This is a genomic window from Bradyrhizobium sp. UFLA05-108 (assembly GCF_059803455.1).
On the sequence record NZ_JBANAZ010000022.1, the window covers coordinates 60,928 to 73,758 of the forward strand.

14 protein-coding genes are annotated in these 12,831 nt (G+C 64.3%); 10 read left to right on the forward strand and 4 right to left on the reverse strand.

Annotated elements, in window-relative coordinates; all coding sequences use genetic code 11:
• Nucleotides 1–124 precede the first annotated feature (124 nt).
• Complete coding sequence (locus SO140_RS17975) at nt 125–298, reverse strand: DUF1328 domain-containing protein (protein WP_449379275.1); 174 nt, start codon at nt 296–298, stop codon at nt 125–127.
• Nucleotides 299–552: 254 nt separating this feature from the next.
• Between SO140_RS17975 and SO140_RS17980 the strand changes: the two genes are divergently transcribed.
• From SO140_RS17980 to SO140_RS18010, 7 genes are all read left to right on the forward strand, one after another.
• A complete protein-coding gene (locus tag SO140_RS17980; RefSeq protein ID WP_449379276.1) occupies nt 553–3,138 on the forward strand; it encodes an ATP-dependent helicase in 2,586 nt (861 codons plus the stop codon).
• A gap of 91 nt (nt 3,139–3,229) precedes the next feature.
• Nucleotides 3,230–3,646 carry a hypothetical protein gene (locus SO140_RS17985; RefSeq protein ID WP_449379277.1) on the forward strand — a complete coding sequence of 139 codons (417 nt, stop codon included), beginning with the start codon at nt 3,230–3,232 and terminating at the stop codon, nt 3,644–3,646.
• Entirely contained in the window at nt 3,646–4,314 is a 669-nt protein-coding gene (locus SO140_RS17990; protein WP_449379278.1) for an OmpA family protein, read from the forward strand. Before SO140_RS17985 ends, SO140_RS17990 begins: the two co-directional genes overlap by 1 nt.
• Nucleotides 4,315–4,482: 168 nt before the next feature.
• A complete protein-coding gene (locus tag SO140_RS17995) occupies nt 4,483–5,001 on the forward strand; it encodes an Mpo1 family 2-hydroxy fatty acid dioxygenase (RefSeq protein WP_449379279.1) in 519 nt (172 codons plus the stop codon).
• A 33-nt stretch (nt 5,002–5,034) separates the two neighbouring features.
• Complete coding sequence (locus tag SO140_RS18000) at nt 5,035–6,066, forward strand: NAD-dependent epimerase/dehydratase family protein (RefSeq protein WP_449379280.1); 1,032 nt, start codon at nt 5,035–5,037, stop codon at nt 6,064–6,066.
• Nucleotides 6,067–6,096: 30 nt separating this feature from the next.
• On the forward strand, nt 6,097–6,723 hold the full coding sequence (locus SO140_RS18005) for a methyltransferase family protein (protein ID WP_449379281.1): 627 nt from the start codon (nt 6,097–6,099) through the stop codon (nt 6,721–6,723).
• 96 nt (nt 6,724–6,819) lie between these two features.
• Nucleotides 6,820–7,083: a hypothetical protein gene (locus SO140_RS18010; RefSeq protein WP_449379282.1), complete on the forward strand. Its 264-nt coding sequence runs from the start codon at nt 6,820–6,822 to the stop codon at nt 7,081–7,083.
• Nucleotides 7,084–7,148: 65 nt separating this feature from the next.
• Here SO140_RS18010 and SO140_RS18015 read toward each other — a convergent pair whose 3' ends face one another.
• Nucleotides 7,149–8,099, reverse strand: coding sequence for a LysM peptidoglycan-binding domain-containing protein (locus SO140_RS18015; protein WP_474799393.1), 951 nt, complete (start codon nt 8,097–8,099; stop codon nt 7,149–7,151).
• Nucleotides 8,100–8,233: 134 nt separating this feature from the next.
• Nucleotides 8,234–8,713: a DUF3016 domain-containing protein gene (locus tag SO140_RS18020; protein ID WP_449379284.1), complete on the reverse strand. Its 480-nt coding sequence runs from the start codon at nt 8,711–8,713 to the stop codon at nt 8,234–8,236.
• Between the two features lie 190 nt (nt 8,714–8,903).
• On the opposite strand from SO140_RS18020, the gene SO140_RS18025 reads away from it, so the two are divergent.
• A complete protein-coding gene (locus tag SO140_RS18025; protein WP_449379285.1) occupies nt 8,904–10,031 on the forward strand; it encodes a threonine synthase in 1,128 nt (375 codons plus the stop codon).
• 38 nt (nt 10,032–10,069) lie between these two features.
• Here the strand turns inward: SO140_RS18025 and SO140_RS18030 are convergent, their stop codons facing one another.
• On the reverse strand, nt 10,070–10,795 hold the full coding sequence (locus SO140_RS18030) for a hypothetical protein (RefSeq protein ID WP_449379286.1): 726 nt from the start codon (nt 10,793–10,795) through the stop codon (nt 10,070–10,072).
• Nucleotides 10,796–11,070: 275 nt separating this feature from the next.
• Between SO140_RS18030 and SO140_RS18035 the strand changes: the two genes are divergently transcribed.
• The gene (locus SO140_RS18035; protein ID WP_449379287.1) at nt 11,071–11,994 is read left to right on the forward strand and encodes an ABC transporter ATP-binding protein; all 924 of its coding nucleotides are present in this window, start codon (nt 11,071–11,073) and stop codon (nt 11,992–11,994) included.
• Entirely contained in the window at nt 11,991–12,752 is a 762-nt protein-coding gene (locus SO140_RS18040; RefSeq protein ID WP_449379288.1) for an ABC transporter permease, read from the forward strand. The genes SO140_RS18035 and SO140_RS18040 overlap by 4 nt, the downstream gene beginning before the upstream one ends.
• Nucleotides 12,753–12,831: the final 79 nt, after the last annotated feature.

A 12,831-nucleotide genomic window follows, 5' to 3' on the forward strand; every position in this document is an offset into this window, starting at 1 on the left:
AGAATGCTGTAACTCCTCATCCTGAGGAGCCCGCGAAGCGGGCGTCTCGAAGGATGCAGGTCAACAGTCGGGCCTCATGGTTCGAGACGCGCTTCGCGCTCCTCACCATGAGGGGCTTGTCACGCTAGACCCTGGTGCGGCCGCGGGCCAATCCGACCACGGCCGAGACCAGGAACAGCACGACCGCAATGAAGAAGATGACCTTGGCGATTTCGATCGAAGCGCCGGCGATGCCGCCGAAGCCCAGGATACCGGCGATCAGTGCGATAACCAGAAACGTCACAACCCAGCCAAGCATGGTCAAAACCTCCGTCTCGATGTTTGTCTTCCGATCGGCACGGCCTCGCGCCACGCCTCGTTTGCAAAGACAATCTCGACCTCGAAACGAAGGTTCCGGGCTGACAGGGGCGGAAATTCGCTGAGCGGACTGGAACAAATCGGCCCTCTGCGTACGTGGAAAACCCCTCGCCGCCGCCCCATATAGGGGCTAATCCCTGTTATGAAGGCTCCCTTCCGCCACCCCGCGGTGCCATCGTGGGGCCACTGATTCGCATGACCGAGCCGAGCAAAATCACCTCTCACAGCGTTCCCGACCACCAGCCCGCGGCCGGCGGCATTGCCGCGCGCGCCCGTGCCTCGGTGGGCCCGAAATATCTGGCCGGCCTCAATCCCGAGCAGCGCGACGCGGTGGAGACGCTGGACGGCCCCGTGCTGGTGCTCGCCGGCGCCGGCACCGGCAAGACGCGCGTGCTCACCACGCGCATCGCCCATATCCTGAGCCAGGGCCGCGCGCGCCCCGGCGAGATCCTGTCGGTGACCTTCACCAACAAGGCCGCGCGCGAGATGAAGCACCGGCTCGGCCAGATGCTGGGACAGGCGGTCGAGGGCATGCCGTGGCTCGGCACCTTCCACTCGATCGGCGGCCGGATCCTGCGGACGCACGCCGAGCTCGCACAGCTCAAGTCGAATTTCACCGTGCTCGATGTCGACGATCAGGTCCGGCTGTTGAAGCAGCTCCTGCAAGCCGAGAACATCGACGACAAGCGCTGGCCCGCGCGCATGCTGGCCGGCCTGATCGACGGCTGGAAGAACCGCGGGCTTAGCCCGGCGCAGGTGCCATCGGGCGAAGCCGCGATGTTCGCCAACGGCAAGGGCGGCAAGCTCTATGCGAGCTACCAGGAGCGGCTGAAGATCTTGAACGCCGCCGATTTCGGCGATCTGCTGCTGGAGAACATCCGCATCTTCCGCGAGCACCCGGATATCCTGCGGCAGTACCAGCAGCGCTTCAAGTACATCCTGGTCGACGAATATCAGGACACCAACGTCGCGCAGTATCTGTGGCTGCGATTGTTGTCGCCGGCGCCTTCAGCAACCAGGGCCGTCATTCCGGGGCGCGTCGAAGACGCGAACCACGACATGCAAATGCACGTCGGGGAATCTCCTGATGAGTCCACGGATCGAGATTCCGGGTTCGATGCTGCGCATCGCCCCGGAACGACGGTTACTCCTGCGACTCACGTCAAAAACATCTGCTGCGTCGGCGACGACGACCAGTCGATCTATGGCTGGCGCGGCGCGGAGGTCGACAACATCCTGCGCTTCGAGCACGATTTTCCCGGCGCCAAGGTCATCCGGCTCGAACGCAATTACCGCTCGACCGGCCACATCCTCGCCGCCGCCTCGCATCTGATCGCGCACAACGAAGGCCGGCTCGGCAAGACGCTGCGCACCGAGGACGAGGACGGCGAGAAGGTCACGGTCACCGGCGCCTGGGATTCGGAAGAGGAAGCCCGCGGCATCGGCGAGGAGATCGAGCAGCTCCAGCGCCAGGGCGAGAAGCTCAACGAGATCGCGATCCTGGTCCGCGCGTCCTACCAGATGCGCGAGTTCGAAGATCGTTTCGTCACGCTCGGCCTGCCCTACCGCGTGATCGGCGGCCCGCGCTTCTATGAGCGCGCCGAAATCCGCGACGCGCTGGCCTACCTGCGCGTCATCAACTCGCCGGCGGACGATCTCGCCTTCGAGCGCATCGTCAACACGCCCAAGCGCGGGCTTGGCGATGCCACGGTGCAGATGCTGCACGATCATGCCCGCAAGCGCCGCATTCCGTTGTTCGAGGCGGCGCGCGCCGTGGTCGAGACCGACGAATTGAAGCCGAAGGCGCGTGGCTCCTTGCGCGATCTCGTCACGCAATTCGACCGCTGGCGCGCCCAGCGCGAGGTGACCACGCATACTGATCTCGCGCAGATCGTGCTCGACGAGAGCGGCTATACCGAGATGTGGCAGAAGGACCGCTCCGCGGATGCCGCGGGCCGGCTCGAAAACCTCAAGGAGCTGGTGCGCTCGATGGAAGAGTTTGAGAACCTGCAAGGGTTCCTCGAGCACATCTCGCTGGTGATGGATCGCGACGGCGGCGCTGAGGAAGATGCGGTATCGCTCATGACGCTGCATTCGGCCAAGGGGCTCGAGTTCGACAACGTGTTCCTGCCGGGCTGGGAGGAAGGCCTGTTCCCGAGCCAGCGTACCCTGGACGAACAGGGCCGCGCCGGTCTCGAGGAAGAGCGCCGGCTCGGCCATGTCGGCCTGACCCGCGCCCGGCGTCGCGCAAAGCTTTATTTCGCGACCAACCGCCGGATCCATGGCACCTGGTCGACCACGATTCCCTCGCGCTTCCTCGACGAATTGCCGGCGGCCAATGTCGAGATCACGGAATCCAAGGGCGGCTCGGCCTGGGGCGGCACCGGCGGCTACGGCGCCTCGCGCTTCGATGACATGGAAGCCTTCGGCTCCAGCTATTCGACGCCGGGCTGGCAGCGCGCCCAGGCGAATCGCAATCGTGGCCAGGGCGGCCGCAACGGCGGCGGACGCGGCGGCCTCGAGGAAGAGCCCTCGCCGTTTTCCTCCGCGCCCGATTTCGGCGGCAGTTTTTCATCGCGCCGGCGCGGCCCGATGACGATCGAGGGCGAGCTGGTGGCAAAATCGACCGGCACGACGTCGGAATTCTCGATTGGCGACCGCGTCTTCCACCAGAAATTCGGCTACGGCCGCGTCGCCAAGATCGACGGCAACAAGCTCACCATCGCCTTCGACAAGGCCGGCGAGAAGAAGGTCGTGGACAGTTTTGTGCAGCGGGCATGAGACCGCGCCCTGTTGCGGCGGCGTTACGCCGCCAGCTTTCCTTGCTCCGCGCCCCTTGACCCTGGCGAACTTCCCCGTATCAGATGCGGCCATGGCCCGGGGCTTCATCACACTCGCCGTCCTTGCATTTGGCATGCCGTCGCTTGCGGCAGCCGAGACGATGAGCTTTGGCGATGCGATCGGCATGCTGGCCAAGAGCTGCGGTGCGGAGATCGTGGCCAATTGCCGCGGCGTGAACCCTGATTCGACGCGACTGAAGGAATGCTTGTCGCGTAACCGCGACGTGCTGTCACCGCAGTGCCAGACCGCTTACCTCGCGGCCTTCGACGCGATCCAGAAGCGTGTCGCCGCGCGCGTGACCGCGGCGAACGCCTGCCAGCGCGAGATCGTCAAGGTGTGCGGCGGCTCGACCAAGGAGACCAGCAAGTCGATCCCCTGCCTGATCTCGACGCCCAAGGGCATCAGCAACAACTGCCTGAAGGCGGTGGACGACGCGGGGTATCGCTGATGCGCCCGGCTCGACTCAGCCTGCAATCGATCGGCCTCGCTCTGGCGCTCGCGGCAGGACCTGTGGGCGCACAGACGGCGCCGCCGACACGGGACGACATCGTCGCCAAGCTCAACCATTTTGAGCAGGCACCCGATCTCGACCTCGCGGCGCTGAAGCAGCAGGTGATGGAGCGGGCCAAGACGCGGATCAAGAATGATCCGGGTCCGGTGAATCGCCCGCTGATCGCGCCTGACCTTGCGAGCCTGCCGGCCTTCAATACGCCGATCCAGTTCGACGACGACACGCCGATCATCCAGCCCTCGTCCTACCAGACGGTCGGCCGCACCGCGGATGCGCTGGTTCACGCCTCGCTGCTGCCCTACACCTTCCTGATCGTCGGCCACGTCGAATCCAATTCGAAGACACGGGAAGCCAATGCGATCCTGAGCCAGCGCCGCGCGGATGCGATCCGCGATGTGCTCGTCAACACGTTCAAGATTTCTGCCAAGCGCATCCAGTCGATCGGCCTTGGCGAGGAGCAATTCCTCGACCGTGCGCGTCCGACCTCGGCAGCGAACGGGCAGTTGCAGATCCTGACGCTTGCCAAGCTCCCCGAGGAGCAGGCCAGCCAGCCAGCCGCGCCCAAACCTGCGGCACCGGCCAAGAAGCCGGCAAAAAAACGCTAATTGATCGCATCTGGCAGCGCTCGGAACCCTTTGAGCCCCTGACTGTTTTTTGCGCGTACGCCGCCTCGAATACCTGCTCTGCGCGACAAATGCGCCGGTTTGTGCGGGGGACGAGCAGATGCTATAGGCTTGTCGCTTCCTCCGACCAGCATCCTCAGTGAGACCAAGATGGGTGGCTTTTTTCAACGCCAACTTGCCGTTTATGTCGAGTACCATCGCGATCCGCGGAACACGGCGATGCATGTCATCGGTATCCTTTTGCTGTTCACGGGCGCTGTAATGCCACTGACGCTGGTGAACGTCCCGCTGTTCGGATTCGAGTTCAGTCTTGCGCTGATTCTGGCGTTGCCGGTCCTCATCTATTGGCTGCTGCTGGATGTGGCGCTCGGGACCGGCATTCTGGCCGTGTCGATCGTGCTGTTTTCAATCGCGACGACCATTGCGGCGCAAGTCAGCACCGTCGCGATGTGGGCGATTTTCGCCACGCTGGTCGCGCTCGGCTTCGCCGCGCAGGCGATCGGCCATAAGGTTTTTGAGGGGCGCGAGGCCTCGTTGTTCACCTTTCCGTCTCATCTTTTGCTTGGACCGATGTTTGTAATGGCGAAATTTTTCATTGCGTTGGGTTTTCGTCGTGACCTTGCCGCGATTCTCGCGCCTGTTCCGACCAATTCCCTTTCAACCCGATAAGATTCCAGAGCGGAACAGCAGCAAACCTTCTTCATGGCTCTCGTACTGGTTACCGGTGGCAGCGGTTTCATCGGACATCATCTTGTAGAAGCGCTCCGCGCCAGAGGGCAGCGGGTGCGCGTTCTCGATGTGCGGCCGCCGGCCGCGCCGTGTGCTGACGTCGACTACGTCGCGGGCTCGGTGCTCGACGGCGACGCGGTGGATCGCGCGCTCGCGGGCGTCGATCAGGTCTATCACCTCGCCGGCCTGCCCGGCATGTGGGTCGCCAACAAGCAGGATTTCCACGAGGTCAATTGCCGCGGCACCGAGGTCGTGTTGACGGCGGCGCAACTGCGCGGCGTGTCGCGCTTCCTGCACTGCTCGACGGAATCGATCCTGTTCCCCTATTCGCAGCTCCGCGGCGTCCCGGCCGAGGAGGCGCTGCAGCCGGCCGACGCGATGCCGGGCGCCTATACGCGGTCGAAGTCGCTTGCCGAACATTGCGCGGCAAAGGCCGCGGCGGCGGGCTTCCCGCTCGTCATCGGCACGCCGACCATGCCGATCGGGCCGGTCGATCACAATCTCACGCCGCCCACCGCGATGCTGTGGTACTTCCTGCAAAAGAAGGTGCAGCCGCACATCAACTTCCTCGTCAACCTGGTCGATGTGCGCGATGTCGCCACGGGCCTCGTGCTCGCGATGGAGCGCGGCCGCATCGGGCACCGTTATATTCTCGGCGGCGACTGCGTCCGGCTCGGACAGATCCTGCGCATGATGTCAGTGATCAGCGGCCGCAAGCATTATCCCATCGCAGTGCCCGGCAGGCTCGCCGAGCTTTCGGCGATGATGCTCGAATACATCTCCGACCACGTCACGCACCGGCCGCCCAACGGCACGGGCGAGGGCGTGCGCATCGCGCTTGCCGCCAGCGACCTTTCGATCGACAAGGCGCGTACCGAGCTCGGCTACGCGCCGCGCCCGATCGAGCCGTTGCTGCGCGAAACCATCACCCATCTGCTCGCACGCGGCGGCCTGCAAACGCCGTCCGGCATCGAGCGTCACGCGCTCAGCTCGCGCGCGAGCTGAGCCCAAGCCCAAAAGCAAGAACCTTTCCGTATGTCCTTTGATTTCAGCAAACTTCTCTCTTTCGCCTGGGGTGGCTGGACCACGACCTGGCCGACCAAACTCCTGGCGCTGATCTGGCTCGCCTGGCTTGCGAGCTGGGTTGGAGCCTCGTTCTGGCAGGGCCGCACCAAGAAGCAGGTGATGACGCTGGACTCGCAACGCTATCGCCTGCCGATCCTGATCGGCGGCATCCTGTTCACACCGTGGACTGCGGGAGTGCTGAACGAGAAGCCGCTGTGGGTGTTCGGCGAGACCGGCGTCTACATCGCGGCGCTCGTTGTGCTCGCCGGCATCTCCTTCACCTGGTGGGGACGTCTTCATCTCGGCAAGTTCTGGTCGAACACCATTACCCACAAGGAAGACCACCGCGTCATCGACACAGGCCCGTATGGCATCGTGCGTCATCCGATCTACACCGGCCTGATCGCCGGCATGCTCGCGACCGGCATCGCGGTCGGCACCGTGACGGCGATCCTCGGCGCCATCCTGATCTCGCTCGGCATGTGGCAGAAGGGCCGGATGGAAGAAGTCTTCCTGTCGAAGGAGCTCGGCGAAGATGCCTACGGCGCCTATTGCCGCCGCGTCCCGATGATCATTCCGTTCCTGTCGCCGCGGTAACATCTGCGCGCGGGCCTGCCGCCCGACATCCGGTTCCGACGGAACGAATTGTCGCATCCGGACATTCCCCCTTCATTCGGCAAATGGAGAATGGGAATGAGGAAATATCTCTTTGCAGCAGCCATGATCGGCGCAATGGCGGTTCCCGCGCTCGCGGACGAGGTGGGCGTCGGCGTTCGCGCCGGCCCGGTCGGCGGTGGCGTGACGGTTGGTGAATCCCACGAATATCGAGATCGCGATCGCGATCGCACCACCATCATCAAGCAGCGCGAGCCGCGTGAGGACAGGACGACCGTCATCAAGAAGCAGAATGAGGACGGCAGTCGCGAGAAGACCGTCATCCATCACGACAACGACTGACAAAAAGGGCCCGCGAACCGGGCCCTTCTTCTTGCAGCCTTTTCGCGAGCGTCAGCGTAGCGACTTCAACGCACCGACTTGGGCGGCGTGGCGGCGGCCTGCGACGGCATGGCCGGCAACAGATGACGCGGGATGATGACATCCTGAGCGGCAGCAAGGGGCGCGCTTTCGGACAACCCATTGGCCTGCGCGAGCGACCAGACCGGCACGTGATATTGCGTGGCGATGCGATCGAGCGTGTCGCCGGCACGCATCGGTAGCTTCACGCCCGAGTCCCACAATTCCACCAGCGTGTCGCCAGGAACGAGATAGCGCAGCGGCACGGGGTCGCCCTGCGCCTGCGCCGGCACGCGCGGCAATTGCGCGACCATGTCGACGATCTGGCGATGGATGTCTTCAGACTTCTCGATGTTGATGTGGGTGACGCGCTTGTTCTGCTTCAAATCGAAGCTCGCATAATGGCCGCGATAGCCGGGCTCGGCGACCACGTCGCCGCCGCCGAGCACGCTGTCGGACAGATAGATGTTGATGAAGCGCTCGACGTTGAGCGGCACGTTTCCAGTCGCGTGCGCGGGATCGATGGTGATCACGAGGCTGACCGGAATCTTCTCCTCGGCAAGCATCTCGGCGAAGATGATCGAGCACAGCCCGCCCATGGAATGCCCCATCAGCACGATCGGCGCAGGCTGTTCGCGGTAGGCGGAGATCGCGCGCTGGGCGACCAGCCGGCAGATCGTGAATTCGTAGACGTCGGCCTTGAAGCCGGCTTCCGTCAACCGCTCGGCGAGGCGGTCCATGCCGGTCGAGAAGATCGGCCCCAGCGCACCGCGGAAGAGATAGACGCGCGGCGACGGCCCAGGCTCGGCCTCAGCGGGCAGCGGCGGCGGTTGCGGCAGTGACGGCGCCACGATCGCGACAGCCTTCTTCGGCTTTGCCGGCGAAGCGACCGCCACGGCGGTCGACAAGCCGAGGAGCACGCCGGCCGCCAGCAGGACCAATCGCCTCAAAACAACCATGCGTCCTGCAACCCCACCGCGGGAAGGCGGGCGCCTTCCCTGTTCCGGCCTTACTGACCACCGATTTGGCAGAATTTGGGGCACATAGCCTGCTCAATTGCACGCCAACGCCAATGCGCCCGCCTACCGCTCGCTTATCGAGAACCGGCGATGCGTCTGAACCAGTCGTCCAGAAGCGCCTTCTCGTAGCCGTAGCGGCCACCCAGGCGGCCGGAGGGGTTCATGAGATAGTTCATGTCGCTCAGATCGTCCTCGCCGCTCGTCGTGCGCCGGCCTCCGCCACTCAGCGTGTAGCGCAGCTTGATGCGCGGCGGCGTGACGTCGCGCATCACTCGCACGTCCGAGCCACGCCCCCTTGGCTCGTCCTGGCCGGCAAGATCGACATCCAGAACATCGATGCTCAGATTCTGCCCCGGAGCGAGAAGCCGCCTGCCCTGGCTTTCGAGATAGGCGCGAAACTCGGCCAGCGTGGCCTCGCGCGATCCGCCACCGTAAGCATCCGCGTCGGTGTACCGCTCAGGATTGATGAGGCGGACCTTGACGGCGGCAATGCCGGACGACGGACAGACCAACGCAGCCATCAGCACGGCGGCGGCAACCAACCCCCTGATCATGTGAGCCTTGCTTTTCCGAATGCGTTCAGTCGAGCTTCCCACGAACTCGGGAACGCCAGAATTGACATCGATAGTCCGTTTCGGCACTTAGAATCGTTCAATCGGGCCGGCACGTGCTCTCGCCTGATCATCTGGCGGCGTGATCGGCCCTGACGTTCATATCCGAGATCGCTCATATCCGAGATCGCTCATGACGACGCCAGCCTACATCGAACCGCTCAGCGGCACGCTCTATCCGCTGGACCAGCCGCGCTGGTGCTCCGACGACCGCAAGCCGCTGATGGTGACGCCGCTGCGCGGCATCTCGCGCGACGAGGTCGATCGCAGCGTGCGCTCGCTGTGGCGGTATCGCGCGGCGCTGCCGGTCGATATCGCGAGCCCGATCTCCATGGGCGAAGGCTGCACGCCCCTCGTGCAGAAGGAGTGGGGCGCGTTGAGGCCCTACTTCAAGCTCGAATGGTTCAATCCGACGGCCAGCTTCAAGGATCGCGGCACCACGGTGATGCTGTCTTTCATCCGCCAGCTCGGCATCAACGCAGTGCTCGAGGACAGCTCGGGCAATGGCGGCGCATCGGTCGCCGCCTATGGCGCCGCCAGCGGAATGAAGATCAAGATCCTGGCACCCGCGTCCACCTCGCCGATGAAGATCGCGCAGGTGCGCGCTTATGGAGCGGACATCCAGCTCGTGGAAGGGCCGCGCGAGGAGTCGGAGGCGGAAGCGATCCGCCAATCCAGCCACATCTTCTATTCGAGCCACAACTGGCAGCCCTTCTTCCTCGAAGGCACGAAATCGCTCGCTTACGAGATGTGGGAGGATTTCGGCTATTCGGCCCCCGACAACGTCGTCGTTCCCGTCGGTGCCGGCAGCAGCCTGCTCGGCTGCTATCTCGGCTTCAAGGAACTGCTCGCGGCGGGGCAGATCGCGCGGATGCCAAAGCTGTTCGCCTCGCAGCCCCTGAACTGCTCGCCGCTCGATGCGAGCTTCACGGCAGGCGTCGATACGCAGGTCTCGCGCGAGGTCCACAAGACCATCGCCGAGGGCACCGCGATCAAGAGCCCGCTACGCCTGCGGCAGATGGTGGCGGCATTGAGGGAAACCGGCGGGGGCACGGTGGCCGTCCCCGAAGAAGGCATCGTCGCGGGGCTGAAGAAGCTCGCGGTCACAGGCCTGTTTCCCGAGCCGACATCGGCAAGCGCCGCCGCCGCGCTCGACGAGCTTGCCCGGCGTGGCGCCATTCGCCCCATTGAGCGCACCGTCGTCGTCATCACGGGAACGGGAATCAAGGCGGCGTCGCTGATCACCGAGATCCTCGGCTAGCGCCGACGCGGCGGGGCGAGACGCCCCGCGGGACTCGCCTAGTTCCGAGCCGGCGCGGCAGCCGCGGCCGAACGCGCGACCGGCTTCGGCGCACGCGGCTCGGCCTGCGGGGCCGCGGGTGCACGCGAGCGCATCACCGCGGCATCGATCTCGGCGATCACGCGGCGCTGGATCAACTCGTTCTTGTCGATCGTGATGTGACCGGCGCCGGAGCCACGCACGTCGACATTGTCGAGCTTGCCGCGGAAGCCATCCGCCGCGCGCACCGGCTCGCCGGGGCCGTCGCCGATATAGAGATTGATGTAGCGCTCGGCGCCGGTCGAGAGCTTGGTCTTGAACACGGAGTCGAGGCCGATCGCGAGCTTCACGGGCACGCCGAGACGATTGAGCTTGGCGATCATGTCGGGCAGCGCGGTCGCACCCGAGGAATGCCCGACCAGAATGATGGTCTTCAGCCGCCCAGCCTTGTAGGCGGCGGCGGCCTCATCCGCGAGCGAGGACCACGAGACGAAGTTCGCAACCGTCACCGGGATGCCCTGTGCCTCGAGCCGCGAGCCGATGGTGTCGAGCCCGAGCGAGAAGATGTTGAGCACGCCGCGCAACAGATAGACATGCGTCGTCGCCGCCGGGTTCGGCGCCGTCGGAGCAGCCGTGGCGGGCCGCGGGCTGATGGCGAGTGCCGTCACCAGGCACAGGCAGAGCGCCCATGTCTTGAGTGCTGACAAGTGGCTTGCGCCGGCTGCGTAACGGCCGTTCGGTCTCATCGATCTTTTCCCTGGGAACACGCTTTCGCAATTGGCCGGAATCGTAGCCATGGCCTGCTCGCAGACGCAACAAAGAGCCGCGTGAGCAACAATCTTATCCGCGGCCCGTGACTGTTGCGCAACAGTTGCCCGGAACCCGTCACTGAAGAGGCTGTTTTGAGACCATTTTTCTCCAGGGAATTGCAGCCGGGGAAAGGCGTTCCTATTTCAGGGCTCCGCTGACCTGCCCTCCAGGGGCGGGTTCCAGCGTCCCCTCCCCAGTCCTTTCGGCCATCATGTCCTCCATCATCTCCGTCGCCAACCTGTCGAAGACCTATGGGTCCGGCTTCAAGGCGCTGAAAAACGTCAACCTCGACATCAAGCGGGGCGAGATCTTTGCGCTGCTTGGCCCCAACGGCGCCGGCAAGACCACGCTGATTTCGATCATCTGCGGCATCGCCAATCCGACCGAAGGCAAGGTCATGGTCGGCGGCGAGGACATCGTCAGCTCCTGGCGCAAGGCGCGCTCGCTGATCGGCCTGGTGCCGCAGGAGCTGCACACCGACGCATTCGAGAGCGTGTGGGCAACGGTGAGCTTTTCCCGGGGCCTGTTCGGCAAGCCGAAGAACCCCGCCCACATCGAGAAGGTGCTGAAGGACCTCTCGCTCTGGGACAAGAAGGACAACAAGATCATCACGCTCTCCGGCGGCATGAAGCGTCGCGTGATGATCGCCAAGGCGCTGTCGCACGAGCCGCAGATCCTGTTCCTGGACGAGCCCACCGCCGGCGTCGACGTCGAGCTGCGCAAGGGCATGTGGGAGGTGGTGCGCACCCTTCAGCAATCCGGCGTCACCATCATTCTCACCACCCACTACATCGAGGAAGCCGAGGAGATGGCCGACCGCATCGGCGTCATCAACAAGGGCGAGATCGTGCTGGTCGAGGACAAGGCGACCTTGATGCAGAAGCTCGGCAAGAAGCGGCTGACGCTGCATCTTGCGCAGAAAATCGATGCGCTGCCGGTGAGTCTGGCGCCCTACGCCCTTGAGCTTCGCGAAGGCGGCGCGACGCTGGTCTACGACTACGACACCAAGGGCGAGCGCACCGGCATCACCAGCCTGCTCGGCGACCTCCGCAGCGCCGGCATCCGGTTCGCTGACCTCGACACGACGCAATCGTCGCTCGAGGATATCTTCGTCGACCTCGTGAGGACGTCATGAATCTGCACGCCGTTCGTGCCATCTACCTGTTCGAAATGGCGCGCACCTGGCGCACGCTGGTGCAAAGCATCGTCTCGCCGGTGGTCTCGACCTCGCTGTATTTCGTGGTGTTCGGTGCCGCGATCGGATCGCGCATCGACCATGTCGAGGGCGTGAGCTACGGCACGTTCATCGTGCCGGGCCTCGTGATGCTGTCGGTCTTGACCCAGAGCATCGCCAACGCCTCCTTCGGCATCTACTTCCCGAAATTCGTCGGCACGATCTACGAAATCCTCTCCGCGCCGATCTCCTATTTCGAGATCGTGCTCGGCTATGTCGGAGCGGCCGCGACCAAGTCGATCATTCTCGGCCTGATCATTCTCGCCACCGCCGGGCTTTTCGTGCCGCTGCATATCCACCATCCGATCTGGATGCTGACCTTCCTTGTGCTGACCGCGGTGACCTTCAGCCTGTTCGGCTTCATCATCGGCATCTGGGCCGACGGCTTCGAGAAGCTCCAGATGATCCCGATGCTGGTGGTGACGCCGCTGACCTTCCTCGGCGGCAGCTTCTACTCCGTGAACATGCTGCCGTCGGGCTGGCGCACGGTCGCGCTGCTCAACCCGGTGGTCTATCTGATCTCCGGCTTCCGCTGGAGTTTCTTCGAGATCGCCGATGTCAGCGTGGCCTTGAGCATTGGCATGACCACGGCCTTCTTGGTGGCCTGCCTGGTCATGATCGGCTGGATCTTCCGCACCGGCTATCGGCTGAAGAATTGACGTCTGCCGTCATTCCGGGGCGTGCGAAGCATGAACCCGGAATCTCGGGCCACAACCTCTAGATTCCGGGCTCGCGCGC

Bases quoted from the DNA above. Each gene is read 5' to 3' on its own strand.
- SO140_RS17975 (WP_449379275.1), bottom strand. From the start codon at position 298: ATGCTTGGCTGGGTTGTGACGTTTCTGGTTATCGCACTGATCGCCGGT.
- SO140_RS17980 (WP_449379276.1), top strand. From the start codon at position 553: ATGACCGAGCCGAGCAAAATCACCTCTCACAGCGTTCCCGACCACCAG.
- SO140_RS17985 (WP_449379277.1), top strand. From the start codon at position 3,230: ATGGCCCGGGGCTTCATCACACTCGCCGTCCTTGCATTTGGCATGCCG.
- SO140_RS17990 (WP_449379278.1), top strand. From the start codon at position 3,646: ATGCGCCCGGCTCGACTCAGCCTGCAATCGATCGGCCTCGCTCTGGCG.
- SO140_RS17995 (WP_449379279.1), top strand. From the start codon at position 4,483: ATGGGTGGCTTTTTTCAACGCCAACTTGCCGTTTATGTCGAGTACCAT.
- SO140_RS18000 (WP_449379280.1), top strand. From the start codon at position 5,035: ATGGCTCTCGTACTGGTTACCGGTGGCAGCGGTTTCATCGGACATCAT.
- SO140_RS18005 (WP_449379281.1), top strand. From the start codon at position 6,097: ATGTCCTTTGATTTCAGCAAACTTCTCTCTTTCGCCTGGGGTGGCTGG.
- SO140_RS18010 (WP_449379282.1), top strand. From the start codon at position 6,820: ATGAGGAAATATCTCTTTGCAGCAGCCATGATCGGCGCAATGGCGGTT.
- SO140_RS18015 (WP_474799393.1), bottom strand. From the start codon at position 8,099: ATGGTTGTTTTGAGGCGATTGGTCCTGCTGGCGGCCGGCGTGCTCCTC.
- SO140_RS18020 (WP_449379284.1), bottom strand. From the start codon at position 8,713: ATGATCAGGGGGTTGGTTGCCGCCGCCGTGCTGATGGCTGCGTTGGTC.
- SO140_RS18025 (WP_449379285.1), top strand. From the start codon at position 8,904: ATGACGACGCCAGCCTACATCGAACCGCTCAGCGGCACGCTCTATCCG.
- SO140_RS18030 (WP_449379286.1), bottom strand. From the start codon at position 10,795: ATGAGACCGAACGGCCGTTACGCAGCCGGCGCAAGCCACTTGTCAGCA.
- SO140_RS18035 (WP_449379287.1), top strand. From the start codon at position 11,071: ATGTCCTCCATCATCTCCGTCGCCAACCTGTCGAAGACCTATGGGTCC.
- SO140_RS18040 (WP_449379288.1), top strand. From the start codon at position 11,991: ATGAATCTGCACGCCGTTCGTGCCATCTACCTGTTCGAAATGGCGCGC.